Source organism: Serratia sp. PL17 (assembly GCF_017832355.1).
Lineage (GTDB): Bacteria > Pseudomonadota > Gammaproteobacteria > Enterobacterales > Enterobacteriaceae > Serratia.
The window spans coordinates 1040036-1063359 of sequence record NZ_JAFIBY010000001.1; the positions used below are offsets into that span (position 1 = coordinate 1040036).

At 52.9% G+C, this 23324-nt stretch carries 24 protein-coding genes; 16 read left to right on the forward strand and 8 right to left on the reverse strand.

Annotation, left to right across the window (positions count from 1 at the left end; all coding sequences use genetic code 11):
- The first annotated feature begins 4 nt into the window (after positions 1-4).
- Positions 5-301, forward strand: a complete 297-nt coding sequence (ihfA, locus tag JOE25_RS05160) for an integration host factor subunit alpha (RefSeq protein WP_004943604.1) — start codon at positions 5-7, stop codon at positions 299-301.
- Positions 302-513: 212 nt separating this feature from the next.
- On the opposite strand, the gene JOE25_RS26670 is transcribed toward ihfA, so the two are convergent.
- Positions 514-645: a hypothetical protein gene (locus JOE25_RS26670; RefSeq protein ID WP_265556156.1), complete on the reverse strand. Its 132-nt coding sequence runs from the start codon at positions 643-645 to the stop codon at positions 514-516.
- Between the two features lie 234 nt (positions 646-879).
- On the opposite strand from JOE25_RS26670, the gene JOE25_RS05165 reads away from it, so the two are divergent.
- The 15 genes from JOE25_RS05165 to JOE25_RS05235 all read left to right on the forward strand — a co-directional run bounded on the left by JOE25_RS05165 (position 880) and on the right by JOE25_RS05235 (position 16349).
- Entirely contained in the window at positions 880-1302 is a 423-nt protein-coding gene (locus tag JOE25_RS05165; protein ID WP_209633011.1) for a DUF2502 domain-containing protein, read from the forward strand.
- A 176-nt stretch (positions 1303-1478) separates the two neighbouring features.
- Positions 1479-2486 carry a vitamin B12 ABC transporter permease BtuC gene (gene btuC, locus JOE25_RS05170; protein ID WP_209633012.1) on the forward strand — a complete coding sequence of 336 codons (1008 nt, stop codon included), beginning with the start codon at positions 1479-1481 and terminating at the stop codon, positions 2484-2486.
- A 41-nt stretch (positions 2487-2527) separates the two neighbouring features.
- Positions 2528-3082, forward strand: coding sequence for a glutathione peroxidase (locus JOE25_RS05175; RefSeq protein WP_209633013.1), 555 nt, complete (start codon positions 2528-2530; stop codon positions 3080-3082).
- Between the two features lie 20 nt (positions 3083-3102).
- Positions 3103-3858, forward strand: a complete 756-nt coding sequence (gene btuD / locus JOE25_RS05180) for a vitamin B12 ABC transporter ATP-binding protein BtuD (protein ID WP_209633014.1) — start codon at positions 3103-3105, stop codon at positions 3856-3858.
- A 400-nt stretch (positions 3859-4258) separates the two neighbouring features.
- On the forward strand, positions 4259-5413 hold the full coding sequence (gene arnB / locus JOE25_RS05185) for a UDP-4-amino-4-deoxy-L-arabinose aminotransferase (RefSeq protein WP_037418591.1): 1155 nt from the start codon (positions 4259-4261) through the stop codon (positions 5411-5413).
- Entirely contained in the window at positions 5400-6380 is a 981-nt protein-coding gene (gene arnC / locus JOE25_RS05190; protein WP_209633015.1) for an undecaprenyl-phosphate 4-deoxy-4-formamido-L-arabinose transferase, read from the forward strand. Before arnB ends, arnC begins: the two co-directional genes overlap by 14 nt.
- Entirely contained in the window at positions 6380-8362 is a 1983-nt protein-coding gene (arnA, locus tag JOE25_RS05195; RefSeq protein ID WP_209633016.1) for a bifunctional UDP-4-amino-4-deoxy-L-arabinose formyltransferase/UDP-glucuronic acid oxidase ArnA, read from the forward strand. The genes arnC and arnA overlap by 1 nt, the downstream gene beginning before the upstream one ends.
- Positions 8359-9264: a 4-deoxy-4-formamido-L-arabinose-phosphoundecaprenol deformylase gene (gene arnD, locus JOE25_RS05200; protein WP_209633017.1), complete on the forward strand. Its 906-nt coding sequence runs from the start codon at positions 8359-8361 to the stop codon at positions 9262-9264. Before arnA ends, arnD begins: the two co-directional genes overlap by 4 nt.
- Positions 9261-10928, forward strand: coding sequence for a lipid IV(A) 4-amino-4-deoxy-L-arabinosyltransferase (gene arnT, locus JOE25_RS05205; RefSeq protein WP_209633018.1), 1668 nt, complete (start codon positions 9261-9263; stop codon positions 10926-10928). The genes arnD and arnT overlap by 4 nt, the downstream gene beginning before the upstream one ends.
- Positions 10925-11272, forward strand: a complete 348-nt coding sequence (arnE, locus tag JOE25_RS05210) for a 4-amino-4-deoxy-L-arabinose-phosphoundecaprenol flippase subunit ArnE (protein WP_209633019.1) — start codon at positions 10925-10927, stop codon at positions 11270-11272. Before arnT ends, arnE begins: the two co-directional genes overlap by 4 nt.
- Complete coding sequence (gene arnF, locus JOE25_RS05215) at positions 11269-11661, forward strand: 4-amino-4-deoxy-L-arabinose-phosphoundecaprenol flippase subunit ArnF (protein WP_209633020.1); 393 nt, start codon at positions 11269-11271, stop codon at positions 11659-11661. The genes arnE and arnF overlap by 4 nt, the downstream gene beginning before the upstream one ends.
- Before the next feature lie 173 nt (positions 11662-11834).
- Complete coding sequence (locus JOE25_RS05220) at positions 11835-12299, forward strand: NlpC/P60 family protein (protein WP_037418610.1); 465 nt, start codon at positions 11835-11837, stop codon at positions 12297-12299.
- Positions 12300-12356: 57 nt separating this feature from the next.
- The gene (locus JOE25_RS05225) at positions 12357-13370 is read left to right on the forward strand and encodes a lipoate--protein ligase A (protein ID WP_209633021.1); all 1014 of its coding nucleotides are present in this window, start codon (positions 12357-12359) and stop codon (positions 13368-13370) included.
- A gap of 552 nt (positions 13371-13922) precedes the next feature.
- Positions 13923-14660 (forward strand): EAL domain-containing protein, encoded by a 738-nt coding sequence (locus JOE25_RS05230; protein ID WP_209633022.1) that lies wholly within the window; start codon positions 13923-13925, stop codon positions 14658-14660.
- Positions 14661-14906: 246 nt separating this feature from the next.
- On the forward strand, positions 14907-16349 hold the full coding sequence (locus JOE25_RS05235) for a protein adenylyltransferase SelO (RefSeq protein WP_209633023.1): 1443 nt from the start codon (positions 14907-14909) through the stop codon (positions 16347-16349).
- A 152-nt stretch (positions 16350-16501) separates the two neighbouring features.
- On the opposite strand, the gene JOE25_RS05240 is transcribed toward JOE25_RS05235, so the two are convergent.
- The 7 genes from JOE25_RS05240 to JOE25_RS05270 all read right to left on the reverse strand — a co-directional run bounded on the left by JOE25_RS05240 (position 16502) and on the right by JOE25_RS05270 (position 23231).
- Entirely contained in the window at positions 16502-17287 is a 786-nt protein-coding gene (locus tag JOE25_RS05240) for a heme ABC transporter ATP-binding protein (protein WP_209633024.1), read from the reverse strand.
- Entirely contained in the window at positions 17280-18284 is a 1005-nt protein-coding gene (locus JOE25_RS05245; protein ID WP_209633025.1) for an iron ABC transporter permease, read from the reverse strand. Before JOE25_RS05245 ends, JOE25_RS05240 begins: the two co-directional genes overlap by 8 nt.
- Positions 18284-19114 (reverse strand): hemin ABC transporter substrate-binding protein, encoded by an 831-nt coding sequence (locus tag JOE25_RS05250; RefSeq protein WP_209633026.1) that lies wholly within the window; start codon positions 19112-19114, stop codon positions 18284-18286. Before JOE25_RS05250 ends, JOE25_RS05245 begins: the two co-directional genes overlap by 1 nt.
- A complete protein-coding gene (locus JOE25_RS05255; protein ID WP_209633027.1) occupies positions 19111-20145 on the reverse strand; it encodes a ChuX/HutX family heme-like substrate-binding protein in 1035 nt (344 codons plus the stop codon). Before JOE25_RS05255 ends, JOE25_RS05250 begins: the two co-directional genes overlap by 4 nt.
- A 63-nt stretch (positions 20146-20208) precedes the next feature.
- Entirely contained in the window at positions 20209-22299 is a 2091-nt protein-coding gene (locus tag JOE25_RS05260; RefSeq protein ID WP_209633028.1) for a TonB-dependent hemoglobin/transferrin/lactoferrin family receptor, read from the reverse strand.
- A 93-nt stretch (positions 22300-22392) separates the two neighbouring features.
- On the reverse strand, positions 22393-22578 hold the full coding sequence (locus JOE25_RS05265; protein ID WP_209633029.1) for a hemin uptake protein HemP: 186 nt from the start codon (positions 22576-22578) through the stop codon (positions 22393-22395).
- A 167-nt stretch (positions 22579-22745) separates the two neighbouring features.
- Positions 22746-23231, reverse strand: coding sequence for a glutathione peroxidase (locus JOE25_RS05270; RefSeq protein ID WP_209633030.1), 486 nt, complete (start codon positions 23229-23231; stop codon positions 22746-22748).
- Positions 23232-23324 lie beyond the last annotated feature (93 nt).

Below are 23324 nucleotides of genomic sequence, written 5' to 3' on the forward strand. Positions count from 1 at the left end.
ACCTATGGCGCTTACTAAAGCTGAAATGTCAGAACACCTGTTTGAAAAGCTTGGGCTTAGCAAACGGGATGCCAAAGACCTGGTAGAACTGTTTTTCGAAGAGGTACGTCGTGCTCTTGAGAACGGTGAGCAGGTAAAACTGTCAGGTTTTGGCAATTTTGATTTGCGTGACAAAAACCAACGTCCGGGGCGTAACCCGAAGACCGGCGAGGATATTCCGATTACGGCGCGCCGCGTGGTCACTTTCCGTCCGGGACAAAAGCTGAAAAGTCGGGTAGAGAACGCAAGCCCGAAAGAGTAAGTTACGTGAAACCAAAAAAGGCCGCTTTTGCGGCCTTTTTCTTTTTGTGTATTAAATTCGGTTTATTCTTAAATTAAGGCGGAAAAACGAATTAAAAAATTAAGTTTCATTGGTTTTTTTAAATCCAAAATAATATATCGTTTGCGGATTATTCTTATGGTTATTTTTAACTTCGCATTACCATAAATAAAAGGGGCCGAAGCCCCTAATAATTAATAATGGTTGTAGTAGTGGCCAGGGCCACCACCGCCTCGGTGTCCACCACCGTAAGGTCCGTAGCAACAGGCGCTAAGCGCCGTGGCCAGCACGGCAACGGTCAGCAGCAGTACAATACGCTTAATCATAATAATATCTCTCTGGTGGGTGTTGGTTGAATTATAAATGTCGGTAGGGTACGCAGTACGTCAGTTATTCGTTAAACGTTGTTAGCAGCTATAATTATTTAAATAACGAAAAGTTGACTGTATGGATTGTGTAAAGGAGATGAAAACGATCTGAAAATAGGCTTTGGTGAGATAGGCGCAAAATAAACGCACTGATATAAACACCACAGCGAGAAAATAAAGTAGGAGCGTAAAATGAAAAAGATCCTGTTGCTGGTGTGTTTACCGCTGCTGCTGCCGCTGGTTGCAAAGGCGGATGTCTCTATCGATATCAATGTACCGGGTGTTGCGGTGCATTTGGGGGATCAGGACCGTCGCGGCTACTATTGGGATGGATACGACTGGCGCCCACCACAATGGTGGCATGAACACCAGGGACGCGGTATTGGCGAACGAAACAACCGCGGTATGTATTGGGATGGTGGGCGTTGGCAACCCTCGCCGCCGCGCGGAAATGATCACCGTGGCCCTGAGCGAGGGGGTAACCCGTTCCACGGTGAGCGTGATCATCGTGATAACGGCAATCATCATGACAATGGCGACCGCGATAATGGCCGCGATCGTGACAATGGTCACGGCAAACCCTATCCGCAAAACAATAACGACCCTCGCCGCTAATTGATTTAACGGCGGCTAATCTTGCCATCACCTGAGGGTTGTGGGCAGGATTAGCCGCTGTTTTCCTGCCGTAATCCTTATGCAATGCTTTCCCTTCTGAGGCTAACCCCCTAATATTTGACCCAGACGTCAATTATTCGGCCGCTGATCACGGCCAGCAGGGAACCGCCACACTTATGTCAACCCGCCAGACTTTTACCTTATTGCTGCACAAACAGCGTCATCGCGATAAACGGCATCTCATGGTGTTGGCGTTGGGCGTTGCCGTTGCTTTTGTTTTCAGCCTCAGTGCCGGTGATATATGGCTTTGGCCCACGCAGTGGTCGAGTGAAACGGCGCAGCTCTTTGTCTGGCAATTACGCTTGCCCCGTGCGCTGGCGGTGATGTTGGTCGGGGCGAGCCTGGCGGTTGCGGGTGCGGTAATGCAGGCACTCTTTGAGAATCCGTTGGCCGAACCGGGTTTGCTGGGGGTGGCAAATGGCGCGGGTGTGGCGTTGGTGCTAACGGTGCTGTTGGGCAACGGCCTGCTGCCGGTGGCGATGATGAGCCTGAGCGCTATTGCCGGTGCATTGATAATGACTTTCCTGTTGCTCAGTTTTGCGCGGCGCAAGCGCTTGACCAATGCGCGTTTACTGCTGGTCGGCGTTGCCCTGGGCATTCTGTGCAGTGCCGTGATGACCTGGGCGGTGTATTTCAGTTCCAGTCTGGATTTGCGCCAACTTATGTATTGGATGATGGGAGGGTTTGGCGGCGTTGACTGGCGACAGAAGTGGCTGGTATTGGCGCTGTTGCCCGTGTTGTTGTGGTTGTGCGTTCAGGGCAAGGCGCTGAACTTTATGGCGCTGGGGGAAGTGCAAGCTCGCCAGCTTGGCCTTTCTTTGCACCTCTGGCGCAACCTGCTGGTTTTAGCGATCGGCTGGCTGGTGGGGGTTAGCGTCGCCTTGGCGGGGGTGATCGGTTTCGTCGGTTTAGTGATACCGCATATACTGCGTCTGAGTGGCCTGACCAACCAACGTTATTTATTGCCCGGCTGCGCGTTGGCGGGCGCCGGCGTGTTGCTTGCGGCCGATGTCATGGCTCGTATTACTTTGCTGTCGGCTGAATTACCCATTGGTGTGGTGACCGCTACGTTGGGTGCACCTCTATTTATCTGGTTACTGATCCGGGTAAAAAGCGTAAGGTAGTTTCTCTGTTCATCTGCAAGCAAAACAAGAGGATAAAATCCATGGCTCAACCGATTTATGACATTCCACTGAATACCATCCAAAACCAGCCCACCACGCTGGGTACGTATAAAGGCCGCGTGTTACTGGTGGTGAATGTGGCATCAGAGTGCGGCTTGACGAAACAGTACGAAGGACTGGAAGCCTTATATGAAACCCACCGGGAGCAAGGTTTTGAAGTCCTGGGCTTTCCGTCTAACGAGTTCCTTGGGCAGGAACCAGGAAGCAACGAAGAGATCCTGGCTTTTTGCCGTGGCACCTTTGGCGTCCAGTTCCCGATGTTTGCCAAACTCGAAGTCAACAGTGAAAACCGGCATCCATTGTATCAGGCGCTGATCGCTGCAGAACCTCAAGCCGTTGCACCACAGGGCAGTGAGTTCCTGGCACGCATGAGCAGCAAGGGCCGGGCACCGAAGCAAACCGGCGATATTTTGTGGAACTTTGAGAAATTCCTGATCGGGCGCGATGGCACTGTGATCCAGCGTTTCTCCCCGGACACAACGCCGGAAGATCCGATCTTGGTTGCTGCGGTTAAACAGGCGTTGGCCGAAAAATAAAGAGGGAGTGGTAATTAAGCATGCTGCAACTCAGTCAGGTTGGGGTAGAAGGGCGTTTTACGCCGTTTTCAGCACAGGTCGATGCTGGGTTGCAGTTTCACCTTATTGGTCCGAATGGCGCCGGTAAAAGCACGCTGCTGGCGCGACTGGCGGGTATATTGCCGGGTACAGGTGATATCTTGCTCGCCGGGAAACCATTGGAAGACTATCAGGGCCATGAGTTGGCGTTGCGCCGTGCCTATTTGAGCCAGCAACAGCCGCCGGTCGCGCTGATGCCCGTATTCCAATATCTGGAACTGCACCGCCCTGCGGGGGCCGAGGAAGAGGCTCTGGAAAGTACCCTTCTTTATCTCTGTCAGCGTCTGAAACTGATGGATAAATTGTCCCGCATGTTGACACAACTATCCGGCGGGGAGTGGCAACGGGTGCGGCTGGCGGCGGTATTGTTGCAAGTCTGGCCGACGGTCAATCCGCGGAGCCAACTGTTGTTGCTGGACGAACCGACAAACAGTCTGGACGTGGCGCAGAAGGTTGCCCTGGATAGGTTGCTGCGGGAGTTTTGCCAAAGTGGGCGCAGTGCATTAGTTTGCGCGCATGACCTCAACCATACCTTGCAGCAGGCCGACCGAGTTTGGTTATTGCATGCAGGCCGTTTGGTTGCCCAGGGAGCCACGCAGGAAGTGATGGAGCCGTTATTGCTTTCAACAATTTATGACGTGGATTTTCACTTGCAGGCGGTTGGCGATCAACGCTGGATTATGACCAAAACTGCATAGTCCGTTAGCACGGTTAAAATTCACCCTAAACGAAAATTAAACGGACCCGATATAAATAGCGAGATAACGGTCGGCGTTATTTCCCTTTTTGCTTAAAATTGTCTGTCCAATCTTGAAAACCGTCGCTGACGTGCTACGATGATTAAGTTCAAAAATAATAAGTAAATAATTATAAATTACTATAACTAATTGATTATCAAATCAATTTGATTTTATGATGATGGCCCTCGCAGATCAGATAGTTAACTGATAATAAATCGCATCTTAAGGTTTAGTTAAGCTTGCGGCCGTACATTGGCAGTTAATCAACCAGGAACGATTCTCTCTGGCGTTTAATATCCGTTAAATAAAAGAGATCTACAGTGTCATTAAAAGAAGTTTGATACGTTTGGGGTTAACTATGGATCAATTTTTACCTTTCTCACGCCCAGCGATTGGCGATGAAGAAATCGCGGCGGTAGAAAGGGTATTGCGCTCAGGTTGGATCACTACCGGGCCGCAAAATCAGCAGTTGGAAAGTGAGTTTTGCGCCACCTTCGGCTGTAAACATGCCATTGCTGTTTGTTCCGCCACCGCCGGTATGCATATCACCCTGATGGCTCTGGGTATTGGCCCAGGCGACGAAGTTATCACTCCCTCACAGACCTGGGTTTCCACCCTCAACATGATTGAATTGCTCGGCGCGACGCCGGTAATGATTGACGTTGACCGCGATACGCTGATGGTCAGCGCCAGCGATGTTGAAGCAGCGATTACGGCAAAAACCAAAGCTATTGTTCCGGTACATTACGCTGGCGCACCACTGCAAATGGACGCGTTGCGCGATGTGGCTCAACGCCACAACATTCCTCTGATTGAAGACGCGGCCCACGCCGTCGGTTCCCGTTACAACGGTGAGTGGGTCGGTGCTCGTGGCACGGCCATCTTCTCATTCCACGCGATTAAGAATCTGACCTGCGCCGAAGGCGGCCTGATTGCCACCGACGACGATGAATTGGCGGATCGCCTGCGTTGTTTGAAATTCCACGGTTTGGCCGTTGATGCGTTTGACCGCCAGCAACTGGGGCGCAAACCTCAGGCTGAAGTGGTCGAGCCTGGCTACAAATACAATCTTTCTGATATCCATGCGGCCATCGCCGTGGTGCAACTGGCACGCTTGCCGCAGCTTAATGCTCGCCGTAAAGCGCTGGCGCAGCGTTATCTCACCGCGTTGGAAGGCTCGCCTTTCCTGCCGCTGGGTTTGCCGGATTACCCGCATGACCACGCATGGCATCTGTTTATGGTACGCGTTGATGCCGAGCGCTGTGGGATCGACCGCGATCAACTGATGGAACGCTTGAAAGAAGTCGGTATTGGCACCGGTCTGCATTTCCGCGCGGCCCATACTCAAAAGTTTTATCGTGAACGTTATCCGCAGCTGTCTTTGCCGAATACTGAATGGAACTCGGCGCGCCTGTGTACCTTACCGCTATTCCCTGATATGACCGACGACGATGTTGATCGCGTGGTCAAAGCCTTGTCTTCTGTTGTGGAGTCGTTACGTGTCTCGCGTTGAACCGATAAAAAAAGTTTCGGTGGTGATCCCGGTATACAACGAGCAGGAAAGCTTACCTGCTTTGCTTGAGCGTACCAGTGCTGCCTGTAAACAATTGACCCAACCTTATGAAATTATCCTGGTCGATGACGGCAGCAGTGACAACTCTGCTGACATGTTGACCGCCGCGGCTGAACAGCCAGGCAGCTGTGTTATTGCGGTATTGCTTAACCGTAACTACGGTCAGCATTCGGCGATCATGGCCGGTTTCAACCAGGTGAGTGGCGATCTGGTGATTACACTGGATGCCGATTTGCAAAACCCACCAGAAGAGATCCCGCGTTTAGTGCGCGTGGCGGAAGAAGGCTACGACGTTGTGGGCACCGTGCGTGCTAATCGTCAGGATTCCTGGTTCCGCAAAAGTGCCTCGCGCATCATCAATATGATGATCCAACGCGCCACTGGCAAATCGATGGGGGATTACGGTTGCATGCTACGTGCTTACCGTCGCCATATTATCGAGGCGATGCTTAACTGCCACGAGCGCAGCACCTTCATCCCTATCCTGGCGAATACCTTCGCCCGCCGCACCACAGAAATTGAAGTGCTGCATGCTGAGCGTGAGTTTGGCGATTCCAAATACAGCCTGATGAAGCTGATTAACCTGATGTATGACCTGATCACCTGCTTGACGACAACACCGCTGCGTTTGCTCAGCGTTGTCGGCAGCGTGATAGCTCTCTCAGGTTTCATACTGGCAGTGCTGTTGATCGCTCTGCGTTTGATTATGGGACCTGAATGGTCAGGCGGCGGGGTGTTCACCCTGTTTGCCGTATTGTTTACCTTTATCGGCGCCCAATTTGTCGGCATGGGCCTGCTGGGCGAGTACATCGGTCGTATCTATACCGACGTGCGTGCTCGTCCCCGTTATTTTGTTCAGAAAGTGGTCGGTGAACAACCGACTCACAATACTCAGGAAGAAGAATAATGAAAGCTATTGTATTTGCTTACCATGATATTGGCTGCGCAGGCCTGAAAGCGCTAACTGACGCAGGCTATGATGTTCAAGCGGTATTCACGCATACCGACGATCCTGGTGAGAACAACTTTTTCTCCTCCGTTGCCCGCTTGGGTGCAGAATTGGAGTTGCCGGTTTATGCGCCGGATGACGTTAACCACCCGCTGTGGATCGAGCGTATCCGTCAGATGCAGCCGGACGTTATTTTCTCATTCTATTATCGCAATCTGCTGAGCGACGAACTTCTGTCACTGGCCCCGAAAGGCGGTTTCAACCTGCACGGTTCATTGCTGCCACACTACCGCGGCCGTGCACCAGTGAACTGGGTGTTGGTGAATGGCGAAACCGAAACCGGTGCGACGCTGCATAAAATGGTCAAGCGCCCAGATGCGGGTGACATCGTTGGTCAACGTAAAGTAACCATTGCCGCTGAAGACACAGCTCTGACGCTGCACAAAAAAGTGTTGGAAGCCGCGCAGGTACTGCTGAAAGACGAGCTGCCAAAACTGAAAAACGGTACCGCCACGTTCACCGCGCAAAACGAAGCCGAAGCCAGCTATTTTGGCCGTCGCACTGCGGCAGACGGTGAAATTCTGTGGCATAAATCCGCGCAGGAAATCAACAACCTGGTGCGTGCTGTTACCGAACCTTACCCAGGCGCTTTCAGCTACCTTGGCCAGCGTAAATTGATCGTTTGGCGCGCTCGCGTGCTGGATACACAGCACGACAAACAACCGGGTACTGTGCTCAGCACTTCTCCGCTGGTTATTGCCTGCGGTGAAGGCGCACTGGAAATCGTTGCCGGTCAAAACGATGCGGGTCTGTACGTACAGGGCAGCCGTCTGGCACAGGAAATGGGTATCGTCACCGATGTGCGCCTGGCTGCCAAGCCAAACGCAGTGATGAAGCGCAGAACGCGTGTGCTGATTCTCGGGGTTAACGGCTTCATCGGTAACCACCTGACCGAACGCCTGCTGCGTGATGACCGTTACGATATCTACGGCTTGGATATTGGCTCTGATGCTATCAGCCGTTTCCTTGATAACCCGCGCTTCCACTTTGTGGAAGGTGACATCAGCATTCACTCCGAGTGGATCGAGTATCACATTAAAAAATGTGACGTCGTTCTGCCGCTGGTGGCTATTGCGACGCCAATCGAATATACCCGCAACCCACTGCGCGTGTTCGAGCTGGATTTTGAAGAAAACTTGAAAATCGTCCGCGACTGCGTGAAATACAATAAGCGCATTATCTTCCCGTCCACCTCTGAAGTGTATGGCATGTGTGACGATAAGGAATTTGACGAAGACCACTCACGTCTGATTGTTGGGCCAATCAACAAACAGCGCTGGATTTATTCCGTGTCCAAACAGTTGCTGGATCGGGTTATCTGGGCATACGGTGCCAAAGAAGGCCTGAAGTTCACGCTGTTCCGTCCATTTAACTGGATGGGGCCACGTCTGGATAACCTGGATGCTGCGCGTATTGGTTCTTCCCGTGCTATTACCCAGTTGATCCTTAATCTGGTTGAAGGTTCTCCAATCAAATTGATGGACGGCGGGGCGCAGAAACGTTGCTTCACTGACATCAACGACGGTATCGAGGCGCTGTTCCGCATTATCGAAAACCGTGATGGCCTGTGTGACGGCCAGATCGTCAACATTGGTAACCCGACCAACGAAGCCAGCATCCGCGAATTAGCAGAAATGCTGCTTGAAAGCTTCAACAACCACCCGCTGCGCGATCGCTTCCCGCCGTTTGCCGGCTTCAAAGATGTGGAAAGCAGCAGCTACTACGGTAAAGGCTATCAGGACGTTGAGCACCGTACGCCAAGTATCAAGAATGCGCGTCGCCTGCTGGATTGGCAGCCGACCATCGCGATGCAGCAAACCGTTGCTGATACGCTGGATTACTTCTTGCGCACAACCGTTCAGGAAGGTGACGGTGCATGAAGAAAGTCGGTCTGCGAGTTGATGTAGATACCTTCAGCGGCACCCGGGAAGGGGTGCCGCAGTTGCTGGAGTTGTTTGACAAGTACAATATTCAGGCCAGTTTCTTTTTCAGCGTAGGACCGGACAATATGGGGCGCCATCTTTGGCGCCTTTTGCGTCCGAAATTCCTGTGGAAAATGCTGCGTTCTAACGCAGCATCACTGTATGGCTTGGACATTTTGCTGGCTGGCACAGCCTGGCCGGGACGCAATATCTCCCGTCGGCTGGGGCCGTTGATGAAACTTACCGCAGAGGCCGGGCATGAGGTGGGGTTACATGCCTGGGATCATCAGGGTTGGCAAGCCAAAGTCGCGCGCTGGTCTGAGGCTGAGCTGACGCAGCAGGTTCAACTTGGGGTGGACGCACTGGCTGCCAGTACCGGTCAGCCGGTTAAATGTTCAGCGGTTGCCGGTTGGCGTGCAGATACGCGGGTGTTGGAAGTGAAGCAGCGCTTTGGTTTTCATTACAACAGCGATTGTCGTGGTACACATCCCTTCCGCCCTGTGTTAAGCGATGGCCGCCTGGGAACCGTACAGATTCCAGTCACGCTACCGACCTTCGATGAGGTGATTGGTAGCGAAGTGAGTATGGCTGACTTTAACGATTACATTCTGCGGGCCATTGAAAGCGATCCGGGTGTGCCGGTATATACCATTCACACTGAAGTTGAAGGTATGTCACAGGCAGCCATGTTTGAGCAGTTACTGCAGCGGGCGCAACGGCAGGGCATAGAATTCTGTCCGTTAAGCGCACTGTTGCCCCAAGATTTGGCGTCATTGCCATTGGGCCGCGTCGAGCGTGCTCCTTTCCCTGGCCGCGAAGGTTGGCTGGGCTGTCAAACCGATGTGAAGGACGATTCATGAAGGCGCTAAAAGGATCATGGGCCATTTTATTGGCCATTTTTTTTGCTTTGGTTTACCTGATTCCTCTCAACGGTCGCCTGTTATGGCAACCAGATGAAACTCGCTATGCTGAAATTAGCCGAGAGATGCTGCAACGTGGCGACTGGGTCGTGCCGCATTTGCTCGGTCTGCGCTATTTTGAAAAACCGGTTGCTGGCTATTGGTTCAACAACATCAGCCAATGGTTGTTTGGTGATACTAACTTTGCGGTGCGCTTTGGTTCGGTATTTAGCACAGGCATGACGGCGTTGTTGGTATTTGTACTGGCAATGCTGATGTGGCGCAATGCCCACCGCGCTTGCCTGGCGGTACTGATTTTCCTGTCTATGGTGCTGGTTTTCAGCATCGGTACCTACAGCGTATTGGATCCGATGATCTCGTTGTGGCTGGCCGCAGCCATGGTCAGCTATTATATGACGCTGAAAGCCACCACGGTTAAAGGCAAACTGGGTGGCTACGTGCTGCTGGGCTTGGCCTGTGGAATGGGCTTTATGACCAAGGGGTTCCTGGCACTGGCGGTACCGGTGATTGCGGTGATCCCGATCGTTATACAACAGCGGCGGATTAAAGATCTGTTGATTTATGGCCCTGTGGCGATCGTGGTTGCCGTGTTGCTGAGCTTGCCTTGGGCGTTGGCGATTGCACAACGTGAACCGGACTTTTGGAATTACTTCTTCTGGGTTGAGCATATTCAGCGATTCGCCGAAGACAATGCCCAACATAAAGCGCCATTCTGGTATTACCTCCCGATTCTGATGGCTGCTGTATTGCCATGGCTGGCACTTTTGCCGGGGGCGCTGCTCAAAGGCTGGCGTGAACGCGTCCAACGGCCTGAGCTGTTCTTCCTGCTCAGTTGGGTGATGATGCCGCTGATCTTCTTCAGCATCGCCAAGGGCAAGTTGCCAACCTATATTCTGCCATGCATGGCACCGATGGCGTTGTTAATGGCGGCGTATGCTGAAGATTGCGTGGCGGCACTGCGCAATAAGGTCTTCAAGGTTAACGCCGTATTAAACGGATTGTTTGGCTTAATCGGCATCGTGGCGCTGCTGCTCCTGGGCTCCGGGTTACTGCCGAAAGTGCATTTGTTTACTGCACAAGAGTGGCCGAAGATCGTCATCGGCATTATCGCCTTTGCCGGTTGGTTGCTGTTTGCTGTCGTATCGGTGCGCAATAATGCAAAACGCTGGAGCTGGGCGGCGGCTTGCCCGTTGCTGCTGTGCCTGCTGATTGGTTATGCTATTCCACAACAGGTCACTGACTCCAAATTGCCGCAAAACTTCGCGCAGACCAATATGGCTGAGTTAAGCCACAGCCGTTATGTACTGACTGATAGCGTTGGCGTGGCTGCGGGTTTGGCCTGGGAATTGAAGCGCAGCGATGTACTGATGTTTAACCAGAAGGGAGAAGTTTCCTATGGCTTGGATTACGCAGATGCGCGTAGCCATTTCATCAGCGATGCGGACTTCCCACAGTGGTTGGAACAGGCACGTAAGCAGGGCGATGTTTCACTGGTCTTGCAGTTGTCCCGTGGCGAAAGCATTGAACAGCAAAATCTGCCGCCGGCGGATAAGGTGCAGGTAATGAACCGTCTGGCATTGTTCTGGTATCAGCAGCAGCCATGATCATCGGCTATCTGTTGGTCATTGTGGTCAGCTTGCTCACCTGTGGTGGGCAGCTGTGCCAGAAACAGGCCGCCCAGTGCTGGCAGTTGGCTCCCGCCGTCAGGCGGGGGCCAACGCTGCGTTGGTTGGCACTGGCGGTGTTGTTGTTAGGGTTAGGTATGGCCGTGTGGCTTAACGTATTACAACGTTTGCCGCTCAGTTTGGCCTATCCGACACTCAGTCTGAACTTTGTGTTGGTGACGCTTGCCGCCCGTTGGTTGTTTAAAGAACCGACTACCGTACGGCATTGGTGGGGGGTAGGTTCGATTATGCTGGGGATCCTGCTGATGAGTATAAATCCATGAGGGGCTATGCCTGGGGCGCTGCCAGCGTCCTGCTGGTTACGCTGGCACAGCTGTTGATGAAGTGGGGAATGTCACAGATCCCACTGATGTCATTTGCTGACGTCACTCTCAGCCTGTTTAGCCAATACTGGTTACCACTTCTGGCGGTCAGTGGCGGTATTTTCGGCTATGCATTGTCAATGTTATGCTGGTTCTTCGCGCTCCACCATTTGCCTCTTAACCGTGCTTATCCCTTGCTGAGTGTCAGTTATGCGTTGGTCTATCTGGCGGCGGTGATTTTGCCATGGTTTAACGAATCGGCTACCTTACTGAAAACATTGGGTACGCTGTTTATCCTGTTTGGCGTGTGGTTGATTAACAGCCAAGCCACGGTAAAAACGCCCCAATAGCACAAAAACTGCCGCTAATACGATTATCTCCTTCACAGCGCTTGCCTTTTTCCCCCGGTGGGGGATAAATTAGCCCAAAATAGCGATCTCCTTACGTGGTGCCAGCTTTGCCTCGCAGGCGGTAGGCTTTACCGGACGGCATGATGCGGCAGCGTGTTCAATGAAGGGATATTATGCGGATGCGTATTTGGTTTTTACTCGCCAGTTTAATACTTGCTGGTTGCAGCAGCCATGCACCACCTCCAAGCGGCCGGTTGGCGGATTCCATTGTGGTGGTGGCTCAGTTAAATGAGCAGCTGCGTCAATGGTACGGCGCACCTTATCGTTACGGTGGCGTGGATCGGGGCGGCGTTGATTGCTCCGGGTTCGTCTATCGCACCTTCCGCGACCGTTTCGATATGCAATTACCTCGCTCCACAGCAGAGCAAACGTCTCTGGGCACCAAAGTGTCTCGTGATGAACTGATGCCGGGCGATTTAGTCTTTTTCAAAACCGGTGCTGGCGAGAACGGTTTGCACGTCGGCATTTATGATACCAACGATCAATTCATTCACGCGTCCACCAGTCGAGGCGTGATGCGTTCGTCTCTGGACAACGTATATTGGAAAAAGGCCTACTGGCAGGCTCGCCGCATTTAGTCTTAACTCTTTGATTTGGTGTATCATGGCGGTATCACATATTTAACGGTGACCGCCATGACACGTTTACGCTTATTGATTTCCGACTCTTACGATCCTTGGTTCAATCTGGCTGTGGAAGAATGCATCTTCCGCGAAATGACTACGCAGAAAATTCTGTTCTTATGGCGCAACGCCGAAACCGTGGTGATTGGCCAGTCACAAAACCCCTGGAAAGAGTGCAATACCCGCAGGATGGAACAAGACGGCATTCGCCTGGCACGTCGTAGCAGTGGCGGTGGCGCGGTATTTCACGATCTGGGGAATACCTGTTTTACTTTTATGGCGGGCAAGCCCGATTACGATAAGACAGTCTCAACCGGGATTATCCTGCAGGCGTTGGCACAGCTGGGTATTTCCGCCACCGCATCCGGGCGTAATGATCTCGTGATCGATACCGCAGACGGCGTACGCAAAATCTCCGGCTCAGCCTACCGAGAAACGCAGGATCGTGGGTTCCACCACGGTACGTTATTGCTCAATGCCGATCTTAACCGCTTGGCGGACTACCTTAATCCTGACCCAAAGAAATTGCAGGCTAAAGGCATCACGTCCGTACGCTCTCGCGTTGCCAATCTGTCCGAATTTCTACCCGACATTAGCCATGAACACGTATGCAACGCGGTGATCCAGGCGTTCTTTAATCACTATGGAGAGACCGCCACGGCGGAGATCATCTCGCCTGATGTCTATCCTGACCTGCCGGATTTTGCCGCACAGTTCGCCAAACAAAGCAGTTGGGAATGGAACTTTGGCAAGGCGCCAGCGTTTAGTCATTTGCTAAATGAACGTTTTGTCTGGGGCGGGGTAGATATCTTCTTTGACGTAGAGAAGGGCCTCATCTGCCGGGCGCAAATCTTTACCGACAGCCTTAGCCCGGCACCGTTACAACATTTGGCCGACATGCTGATTGGCTGTGCCTACCGTACTGATGCACTGGCAGCGTGCTGTGACAGTCTGATTGCCCAGTTTCCAGAACAGGGGGCTGAATTGGCCGAGCTGCGGCAATGGCTGGTTGAGACGATTAAATAATATTCAGATTCTGAATGTTCTGGGATGAGGCAACTCATCCCTTTTTTATGCCAGAAAGAGGGGCTTACTGACGGCCGGTATCCTCCCTTCGACAAAAAATGCAGCCAAAACATCGATGTAGTAGATTTTTCTCAAAAAGCAAGGTGGCATTTTTTTACCGTTTCAATGCAAGGAATAACGAGTGAAATTGATGCGTAATTAAATTTAATCAGTTTATGTGTCTCTTGTGCTTATGTTTGTCGTATACCTTGTTAATAGATTTACGTTGTTAGGATTTTCTTTAATGAAAACAATGATAATAAGTCAAATTTTTAGCGTGACGATATCACTTAAGTTAAATATCGCTTTTTTTAGGGTGTGGCGCGTGTTTTTACCCTTAAGCCAAATTGTTTCTGTTTCCGTCTGATGTGTCGTGGATATAGCTTTAATCTATCAATTAAATGATAAGTTATGGGAGGCTGCATTGATATTTCCGATTAATCTCAGAGGGATTGATCGATAAAATATATTGATATACGATGAGGTGCTCGCCATTCAGCCTGTGGCATTGAAATGAAAATCCAATTCGAAGCTGACTTTATTAGTAGCTATGTTTTTCAACCTGTTTACTCAATGGAGGGCAGGCTGTTAGCGGTAGAAATCTTGAACCGTTTTAATAGTCTGGACGGTGATTTGGCTATGCCGGCTGACATTGGGATTAATTTATTGACCGCTGAGCAAAGGATTGAGTTATTTAATGAGCAATTGAAATTGGCAGAACAGAATGCACCCTGGTTTGCCGAAAACAACGTGTTGTTGACGCTGAATATCGAAGAAACTCTTGTCGATTTGATACTCACTGATGATCAACTGTGTGAACGCATCAGAAAGTGGCCTTTTATTGCCTTTGAAATCAGTGAAGGTTTTCCGAATCTTTCGGCAGGTAAAAACAATGAAAAAATCTACCGGCTTAGCGAGAGGTTTTCGCTATGGTTGGATGATTTTGGTTCTGGTCAGGCAACGTTGACGGCATTGTATGATGGTTTGTTCGACTATGTGAAAATTGACAAGCGTTTTTACTGGCAGTTGTTTACCCATCAGGGATATGACGTGGTCATTGACTCGCTATTAAAGAATATCAATCTGCTGTGTAAGGGGGTGATCGTCGGAGGAATAGAGAAAAAGGAATACTTTAATAAGCTCAGACATGCTGGCGTTTTTGGGCTGCAAGGTTTTTTATGGCCTAGCGTCGGTGTGGATAATCTGGCAGCGTTACGGGTAACACCCGATGAGTTTAATAACAATAATTGAGACCGCACACACAACGGAGCCAATAGTGGACTGGATGATTTTTTCTGTGATTCCGGCGCTGTTATTCATTATCATTTTCTCGCTGATTAAGTATTTTATCTACCAGCGTAAAAAGACATTTAAGTCGTATCGGCATAAACGCTGATCTCCCGCATCTGCCCGCGTTTCGGGCAGATGCGTTCTCCCTACATTTCCTCTGTGTTAATCGTTCCGTCCTGGCTCTACACTAGCTGTAACGGAGGGCCTATGCCGCAGTTTGAAAATGCTTACCATGACCAGCTAGCCGGTTTTTATACCGAATTGAACCCTACGCCGCTGAAAGGCGCTCGCCTGCTGTATCACAGTGAGCCACTCGCGCGTGAGTTGGGGCTGGACGAAAGTTGGTTTACCCAAGATAAAACCCCGATTTGGGCGGGTGAAACGCTGCTGCCAGGGATGAAACCGTTGGCACAGGTATACAGTGGGCACCAGTTCGGGGTTTGGGCTGGGCAGTTGGGTGATGGCCGTGGCATTCTGCTGGGCGAACAGCGACTGGCCGATGGCCGCAGTATGGACTGGCATCTGAAAGGGGCCGGAATGACGCCATACTCGCGTATGGGGGATGGCCGTGCGGTGCTACGTTCGGCGATCCGCGAGTTCCTGGCCTCTGAGGCAATGCATCATCTGGGTATTCCAACAACGCGAGCACTGACCATTGTGACCAGTGAGCATCCCGTTTACCGTGAACAGCCGGAACACGGAGCGATGCTATTGCGCGTAGCAGAAAGTCATGTCCGCTTCGGCCATTTTGAACATTTCTACTACCGCAAACAGCCAGAGCAGGTACAACAGTTAGCTGATTTTGTCATTGCCCGCCACTGGCCGCAGTTTCAAGATCAAAGCGATGGCTATTTGCAGTGGTTTACCGATGTCGTCGAACGTACCGCACGGCTTATCGCCCATTGGCAGACCGTTGGCTTCGCACATGGCGTGATGAATACCGATAATATGTCGATTCTGGGTATGACCATTGATTACGGCCCCTATGGCTTCCTGGATGATTACCAGCCCGACTATATCTGCAACCATTCTGACCATCAGGGCCGTTATGCATTTGATAATCAACCGGCAGCCGCATTGTGGAACCTCCACCGGCTGGCGCAGACGCTGTCCGGATTGATGAGCACCGAACAGTTGCAGCAGGCGCTAGGAGCCTACGAACCGGCGCTGATGCGTGCCTACGGAGAGCAAATGCGGGCCAAGCTCGGTTTCTTCACCCAGTCGCAGCAGGATAACGATCTGCTTACCGGGTTGTTGAGCATGATGGCACAAGAAGGGCGGGATTATAGCCGTACCTTCCGTTTGTTGGGCCAAACGGAACAGCAACAAGCGCAGTCGCCATTACGGGATGAGTTTATTGATCGCGCCGCATTCGACAGTTGGTATCAGCAATATCGCCAGCGTTTGCAGCAAGAACAGGTGAGTGATGCCGAGCGTCAGCGGGCAATGAATGCCGTGAATCCTAAGTTAATTCTGCGCAACTATCTGGCACAGCAGGCGATCGAGAGTGCTGAACAGAACGATGTGAGCAAACTGGCACGTTTGCATCAGGCCTTACTGACCCCTTTTGCTGACACAGCGGAATATGACGATCTCGCGGCGTTGCCGCCAGATTGGGGCAAACACCTGGAGATTTCCTGCTCGAGCTGAAATACCCGTCGTCTTTCAAGCTGCAGGGTGGTTACCTGCACTCAGTGACGTGGCCCGTCCATGGGCCACACCCCTCGCTGCGAGCCGCGTTCACATCAGCTGGGCGCCTGACTGCAACTTAACATTCATCGGGTATAGGCATGGCAGTCAACTCATTGGCGCAAATACACCTGCGGCAACGCCACTTCCGGGTGGTGCACCACTCCCAAGTCCGCCTGATACCAACGGGTGAGAATCTCCGCCTGCAAGACCTCTTGTGGCGTCCCCGAAGCGACCAGTTGCCCCTGATGCAGCAACAAAATGCGGTCGGCATACAGCGCGGCCAGGTTGAGGTCGTGCAGTACGCAGCACACGGCAATGGGCTGCTGGCGTGTCAGCGTCCGCAGTAGCCTCAGCGTATGCTGCTGGTGGTAGAGATCCAATGCTGACGTCGGTTCGTCAAGAAACAGCCAGGCCGGAGAGGGCTGTGGCTGCCAGAGTTGTGCCAATACGCGGGCAAGCTGCACCCGTTGCTGTTCACCGCCGGAAAGTTGGCGATAATCTCGTTGTGCCAATTCAAGGCAGCCGGTTTGCGTCATCACCTGTTGTATTGCTTGCTGCGCATCCCGCTTGCCATGTGGCGCACGCCCCATGCTGACCACTTCTTCTACCGTAAAGGGAAAGGCCAAATCACTATGCTGGCGCATTACCGCGCGCACCTTCGCCAATTGCTGGGGATGCCACTGTTCTAACGGGCGTCCGAGCAACTGGCATTCGCCACAACCTGGAGCCAGATACCCGGTTAACACACGTAGCAACGTCGACTTACCCGCACCATTCGGCCCGATAATCGCCACCATTTCACCGCTGTTGATGCTGAGTGACACGTCGTTGATTAACCTGCGTGAACCCAGGCTGTAGCGTAATTGCTGCGCTGTCAGACTTGATGTGTTATCCACCCACACGCTCCCGCTGGCGCATGACCAGCCATAAGAAGTAAGGCCCGCCAATCAGACTGGTCATCAAGCCGACGGGCATTTCCGCCGGTGCAACCAGCGTGCGTGCAAACGTATCGCTGACTAAAAGCAGGCAAGCTCCCCCCAGTGCAGAACAAGGCAACAGCCAGCGATGGTCACCGCCAAGGCGCATACGAACCAGATGCGGTACCACCAGCCCGATAAAGCCAATCACGCCGCTCATTGCCACTGCCGCGCCAATCAACAATGCGCTTAATAACAACAGCTGCAGTTTGGCACGCTGGACGTTCACGCCAAGATAATGTACCTCTTCATCACCCAGTTGCAGCAGGTTCAGTCTACGCGCTTGCAACAGCGTGAGTAGGGTCGCGGGTAAAATCAGGGTGGCGGAAACCGCCAGCGTAGGCCACTGCGACTGGCTCAAGCTGCCCATCATCCACAATGAAAACTGGCGCAATTGCTGATCGTTACTGAGGTAAGACAGTACGCCAATTGCCGCCATGCACAGCGCATTGATGGCAATACCCGCCAGTAACAGACGCGACAGGCTCCCGTGCCCGCTGCGGCTGATACCGTAGATCAGGATAGACACCAGCATGCTGCCGAGAAACGCCGCCAGCATGTGGCCATAGAGGGCAACTACCGGTGGTAACGCCAGTGGCATCACGATAATCAGTGCGACAAACAGCGCACCGCCACTGCTGATACCCAGCAAGCTGGGGTCAGCCAACGGGTTGCGGAACAGCCCCTGCATTACGGCACCGGACACGGCTAACGCGCAGCCAATCACCACCGCTAACAGCACGCGCGGCAGACGGATGTTTAACCAGATATGCCAGGTGGTGTCGCTGAACGGTTGCTGCCACAAGGTACGGAATGACAAGGTCAGTGCACCCATATTGGCGGCACCCAGCGCCAGAAGCGTCAGTAACACCAGCAGGCTGGCAATCGCCAGGCGTGGGGAAGTGCGACTGCGCATTACTTTTGCTCCGCCGCATTACGCAATTTAGCCAGCGCGGCAGGCGTTTCTAACCCAAAACCGAGCAGCGCCATATCGTCAACGACCAGCACACGATGTTGTTTACCGGCAGGCGTGAGTGCAATGCCGGGCAATTTCCAAAGTTGTTCCTGCCCACCGAGGGTTTTAATGCCGTCAGTGGTGACCAACAACAGATCGGGTGCACTGGCGATCACGCCTTCCTGCGACAGCGGGCGGTAGCGGCTAAATCCTTGCATGGCGTTCTTCAGACCGGCTGCGGTGATGACCGCATCAGCCGCGGTGTGCTGCCCGGCAGCCATGGGGGTAATGCCGCCATGGCTCATGACGAACAAGACCCTGACCGGCAAGGCATCGGTTTTTACCGCCGCCAACTGTTGCTGGTAGCGCGTGTTTAACGCCTTGCCTTGGGCGGTTCGTTGCAGTGCATTGGCAATGACGGTGATTTTTTCCGGCACGCTCTGCAACGTGGTATCGCCTGGAATGCGCACCACGTTAACGCCGCTTTCTTCCAGTTGTTTCAGTACCAAGGCCGGCTCGGCCAACTCAGTGGTCAATACCATCGTGGGTTTTAACGCCAGAATGCCTTCGGCATTAAGCTGGCGCATGTAGCCGACATCCGGCAGTTTTTTGACGGCTTCCGGTTGCAGACTGGTACTGTCTCGCGCTATCACCTCATCGCCCGCGCCCAGTGCGAAGGCAATTTCGGTGACGTCACCGCCTATCGAGACAATACGTTCTGCCGCCGTAGCGGTGAAGGGTAACGCCAGCGCAATGCACAACGCCAGGCGACGGGTCAATGAGGATGTCATGCAGCAATGTCCTTAGGTTCAAGTGCCGCAACCTGCTCGCGCCACTGGGTTTGTTCAGGTTGACCTTCAGTACGTTGACCGTAAAGCTGGGCGATTTGTGTCCCATCAGCAGCGAACAATTCCAGACTGGTGACAAAGCCGTCTTTGGTTGGTTTGCGGGTGATCCAACTTTCGGCGATGGCATCTTCGATCAGGTGCAGGGTGAAGCGACGGTTAAACACGTTAATCCAGCCTTCCTGTGGCATCAGACGCTCGATCTGACCGGTAAAGATCTGCACACAGCCACGGTTGCCGACAAAAATCATGATTTCGTTTTGCAGGCCGAGCGCTGCGTTGAGCAACTGGGACAGGGCGCTGTTATCCACCCGGTAGGCCAAATCGTTGCCGACGGCCTTGAAGGCCTGCTGACGCGTCAGCTTATTGCGGCTTAACAACTGGAAGAACTGGTGAACGTCGGTCATTTCACGCCATTCGCGGTCGATCTTTTCGTTGTCCGGTGCGGCGTTACTGACCGTAGCGTCCGGGGCTTTCAGTTCCAACGCCGGATTTTCTGCACTCAGATGGCGCTCCACCAACGCCATCCAGGCGGACAGGTCGGTCTCGTCGGTGGTGTACACCTTATGCAACGCGTCACCCTGATGATCGAAGAACTGAATGCTGTGACGCACGCCGCGCTTGTTGGTTTCGCTCATGGCGAAGGCGCTGGCCCACTGGTTGAGGAACAGCCGCAAATCCAACTCGCGCGGGTTGAGGATCAGCCCCGCGTGTCCGTTCAGGTGTTGGTTGAGGTAGCGCCCCATCTGCTCGTGCACCGCGTAGCTGTTACGGGTGATGGATTTGGTGACGCCAACCTGCTCCAATTCGGTCAGCAGGGTACGGGCATCAGTCTGAAGGCGGCGGGTATCCTGACCAACGCGAGCATGGGTCAGTTCCGCTTCGCTAACGCCAAGCAGTTCGGCCAAATCACGTGCATATTTGCCTGGGTTATCAATCTTGGCCTGCTGGTAGCGTGCGTAGAGGGTATTGCTCATAAATAGTTCTCCTGTGTAAGGTGCAATCGGCGGGCATTCGGGTTGCCCGCCGGACTTAAAACGTTACCACTGGTAGCTGACCAACAGTTTGGCATTACGGCCATCCTGCGGAATGCCCTGCGGCGAGTAATATTCTTTGTCGAAGGCGTTCCCCAGCACCACGGTGGTGGTGACGCCTTGCAGACGATCGCGACCTTTATAGCTCAGGTAAAAGTCGTTGACGCCGTAGCCGCCTTGTTCTGGCGTGCCGGTTTCTACGCGGCTAGCCCGTTGGGCTAAGGTGGCGACCCAACCGGTTGACAGGCCTGTTTCGCCGAGTGGAATATCCAATGTGCTCGTGACGGTGTCTGGATTGATGCTGTTTAGCCATTCGCCGCTGGTTTCGTTCTTGCCGCGGGTACGGTTGTATGCCAAGTCCCAGCCAAAAATCGAGGTTTTATAGCTCAGCATGGCGTCCCAACCCCAGATTTTTGCCCGGTCGATGTTGGTCGAGAACGTGGTACAGCTGATGCAATAAGGGCCACGTGGGCCGCGCCCCAGCTCCATGGTGACGTCCGTGGTAATGTAGTCCCGCGCCTTGGTGTCGAAGTAGCTGGCTTTAAATTGCAGGCTGTCATCAGCCAACAACAGATCGTCAAAGCGTAATCCAAAACCGTATTCTTGGGTCGCATTGGTTTCAGGCTTCAGATTTGGGTTGGGCACCCAGTTGTTGGTAATGGTGGTAGGCCCCATAGGGATCGAGAAGTGTTTGGAATCGTTGTACATCTCTCCCATCGTTGGGGCACGGAATGCCTGCGAGTAGGAGCCGAACAGCATCAACCAATCGGTTGGCGTGATGCTGACTGCACCGCGAGAGGACCACTTGTCGGCATCCACATCCGCATACCCGTCGCTAGAGCCTTTGTAATTGTCGTAGCGTGTCCCGGCAAGCAGGGTGATAGGCAAATCACGCAGGGTGATTTCGTCTTGTAACCAGCCGGAAGCAAAGTTGATTTTTGCCTGTGGGAAGCTTTCCGTGGCGCCACCTGGCGTTTGTTCCTGCTTGTAAGCTTCACTGCCGTAGGTAAACAAGTGGGAAGCGAAGGTATCCGCAAACAGCCGCGTGCGGTTTTCCAACTTCGCACCCCGCGTGGTTTGCTTGCGGGCCTCATCTTCACTGCCGTTGGTGTGTGCGTTAATCTCTACTTCGGAGTAATAGACTTTCGCTTCTGCGTCGAGCCAGTCTTGGCCTACAGGTTTCAATTTGTAGCTAAGTTGACCGTCACGCTGGATGGTAGAACGGTCGGTCATCAGGTTACCGCTGCTGCTGGCGGACTCTTGCGGGTTCTTTGGCTCCTGCGCCCGGTTATTGTAGTAGCGTAAATTCCCGCTTAACGATTGGTTCTCATCGAGCGTCCATGTCCCTTTGGCTAACACATTGCTGATGGTTTCATCATTCGGTGCATCGAAGCCGTTACCCTGGCGCAGATTACCGACATCACGGGTGCCGAATGACAGCAAACCGTCGAGATTGTCAGTCCTGCCGTAGGTGCTGGCACCCATACCCAGGCTGTGATCGCCGCTACCCGCGGTGCCATAGACCCGGTAGCCGCTATTGTGACCCGGCATTAATAGATCGGCGGCATCCACCGTTTCATAGGCAATTACGCCGCCCAACGCACCGCTGCCATACAACAGGGCAGAAGGGCCGCGCACCACTTCAATACGCTTTACCAGAGCAGGGTCGAGGAATGTCGCACCAAGGTGCCCGGTGTCAGTGCCCTGACGAATACCGTCTACCAGCGTTAGTACGCCATTTTTACCATAGCCGCGCATAAAAACGTCCTGACCGTTGCTGCGACCGGTGCCATTGACGGTAATACCCGGCACGCGGCGTAGCATATCGGCGGCGCTGGTGGCGGTCTGGCTTTCAGGCGTATCGCCCTCGATCACCGTGACCATCATTGGTGCTTCGAAGCTACTGCGCGCGTTGCCGGTGGCGGCCACGGTCATTGTTTCGTCGCTGGCTTTGTCTTTTTTCGCTGGTGAAGCCGCCGTCGTAGAACGAGAAGAGGTCGTGCTGTTGGTTTGTGCAAAAGTCACCGCCGGCAGAGCACAGGCAATCGCCAGACTCAATGCGGATAAACGCAGCCGGGTGGAAGGGGTCAGAGGCATGTCGCAACTCTCCGTATGTTTTTAACATATCAATAGATTTGCTGGCTGCCTGGATCAACATCGATCGGGGTGGCTGGCGTTAAGGGATAGGTGTTATTTGGTCAGGATCAATTTCCCGGCTTTGGTCTGCCGCAGCTGATAGCGCTGGCCCTGATGGATGATGATCGCCACGCCATCGGCATCAAGCAGCTGAGTGCTGTCGTAGCAAGGAGGCGAGGTCAGGCCGGTCGCCGCGGGGCTAGCGGCTTTGGCGGGTAGATTATGATTGTGATTATCCATCGTCATGTGTTTATAAAACAGACCATTAAATAGTAATTAATATCAAAGTGAGAATCATTATCATGTGAACGAAAGGTTACATCAAGGAAAATTTTCTTACCAATGGAACCTTTTTGCAGGAAAGTGATGTGGTACGGGCTGAGCGACTCAGCCCGTGAAAATTGCGGTTATTTCAGCAGGGTTTCGATACGGTCAAATAAGCGTTCGGGTTTGGTGATCGGCGCGAAGCGTTTCACTCGTTGGCCGTCTGCCGTCAGCAAGAACTTGGTGAAGTTCCATTTGATGCGTTGGCTACCGAATACACCCGGTGCCAGTCGCTTTAATTCGTTAAACAGCGGGTGTGCACCCGGACCGTTAACTTCAATTTTGCTGAACAGCGGGAAGCTGACGCCGTAGTTCAACGTGCAGAAGTTGGCGATTTCCAGCGGATCACCGGGTTCTTGTGCTCCGAATTGATTACAGGGAAAGCCCAGTACCATCAGGCCGCGCTCGCGGTAGTATTGCCAAAGGTTTTCCAACCCACGGTACTGCGGTGTAAACCCGCATTTGCTGGCGGTATTCACCACCAAATAGGCCCGGGCAGGGAAATCACCCAGGGTTTTGTGTTCCCCTTGCAATGTAACGCAGGGGATGGATAACAATGAATTGCTCATGCAGGGAACTCCATATCCTGTGACGAAAGCGCTTTCGCGCTGCAGACTGGGCATAATTATAGATGAGTCGCTGGCGGGTGGAAAAGCCGGGGC

Bases quoted from the DNA above. Each gene is read 5' to 3' on its own strand.
- ihfA (WP_004943604.1), top strand. From the start codon at position 5: ATGGCGCTTACTAAAGCTGAAATGTCAGAACACCTGTTTGAAAAGCTT.
- JOE25_RS26670 (WP_265556156.1), bottom strand. From the start codon at position 645: ATGATTAAGCGTATTGTACTGCTGCTGACCGTTGCCGTGCTGGCCACG.
- JOE25_RS05165 (WP_209633011.1), top strand. From the start codon at position 880: ATGAAAAAGATCCTGTTGCTGGTGTGTTTACCGCTGCTGCTGCCGCTG.
- btuC (WP_209633012.1), top strand. From the start codon at position 1,479: ATGTCAACCCGCCAGACTTTTACCTTATTGCTGCACAAACAGCGTCAT.
- JOE25_RS05175 (WP_209633013.1), top strand. From the start codon at position 2,528: ATGGCTCAACCGATTTATGACATTCCACTGAATACCATCCAAAACCAG.
- btuD (WP_209633014.1), top strand. From the start codon at position 3,103: ATGCTGCAACTCAGTCAGGTTGGGGTAGAAGGGCGTTTTACGCCGTTT.
- arnB (WP_037418591.1), top strand. From the start codon at position 4,259: ATGGATCAATTTTTACCTTTCTCACGCCCAGCGATTGGCGATGAAGAA.
- arnA (WP_209633016.1), top strand. From the start codon at position 6,380: ATGAAAGCTATTGTATTTGCTTACCATGATATTGGCTGCGCAGGCCTG.
- arnD (WP_209633017.1), top strand. From the start codon at position 8,359: ATGAAGAAAGTCGGTCTGCGAGTTGATGTAGATACCTTCAGCGGCACC.
- arnT (WP_209633018.1), top strand. From the start codon at position 9,261: ATGAAGGCGCTAAAAGGATCATGGGCCATTTTATTGGCCATTTTTTTT.
- arnE (WP_209633019.1), top strand. From the start codon at position 10,925: ATGATCATCGGCTATCTGTTGGTCATTGTGGTCAGCTTGCTCACCTGT.
- arnF (WP_209633020.1), top strand. From the start codon at position 11,269: ATGAGGGGCTATGCCTGGGGCGCTGCCAGCGTCCTGCTGGTTACGCTG.
- JOE25_RS05220 (WP_037418610.1), top strand. From the start codon at position 11,835: ATGCGGATGCGTATTTGGTTTTTACTCGCCAGTTTAATACTTGCTGGT.
- JOE25_RS05225 (WP_209633021.1), top strand. From the start codon at position 12,357: ATGACACGTTTACGCTTATTGATTTCCGACTCTTACGATCCTTGGTTC.
- JOE25_RS05230 (WP_209633022.1), top strand. From the start codon at position 13,923: ATGAAAATCCAATTCGAAGCTGACTTTATTAGTAGCTATGTTTTTCAA.
- JOE25_RS05235 (WP_209633023.1), top strand. From the start codon at position 14,907: ATGCCGCAGTTTGAAAATGCTTACCATGACCAGCTAGCCGGTTTTTAT.
- JOE25_RS05245 (WP_209633025.1), bottom strand. From the start codon at position 18,284: ATGCGCAGTCGCACTTCCCCACGCCTGGCGATTGCCAGCCTGCTGGTG.
- JOE25_RS05250 (WP_209633026.1), bottom strand. From the start codon at position 19,114: ATGACATCCTCATTGACCCGTCGCCTGGCGTTGTGCATTGCGCTGGCG.
- JOE25_RS05255 (WP_209633027.1), bottom strand. From the start codon at position 20,145: ATGAGCAATACCCTCTACGCACGCTACCAGCAGGCCAAGATTGATAAC.
- JOE25_RS05260 (WP_209633028.1), bottom strand. From the start codon at position 22,299: ATGCCTCTGACCCCTTCCACCCGGCTGCGTTTATCCGCATTGAGTCTG.
- JOE25_RS05265 (WP_209633029.1), bottom strand. From the start codon at position 22,578: ATGGATAATCACAATCATAATCTACCCGCCAAAGCCGCTAGCCCCGCG.
- JOE25_RS05270 (WP_209633030.1), bottom strand. From the start codon at position 23,231: ATGAGCAATTCATTGTTATCCATCCCCTGCGTTACATTGCAAGGGGAA.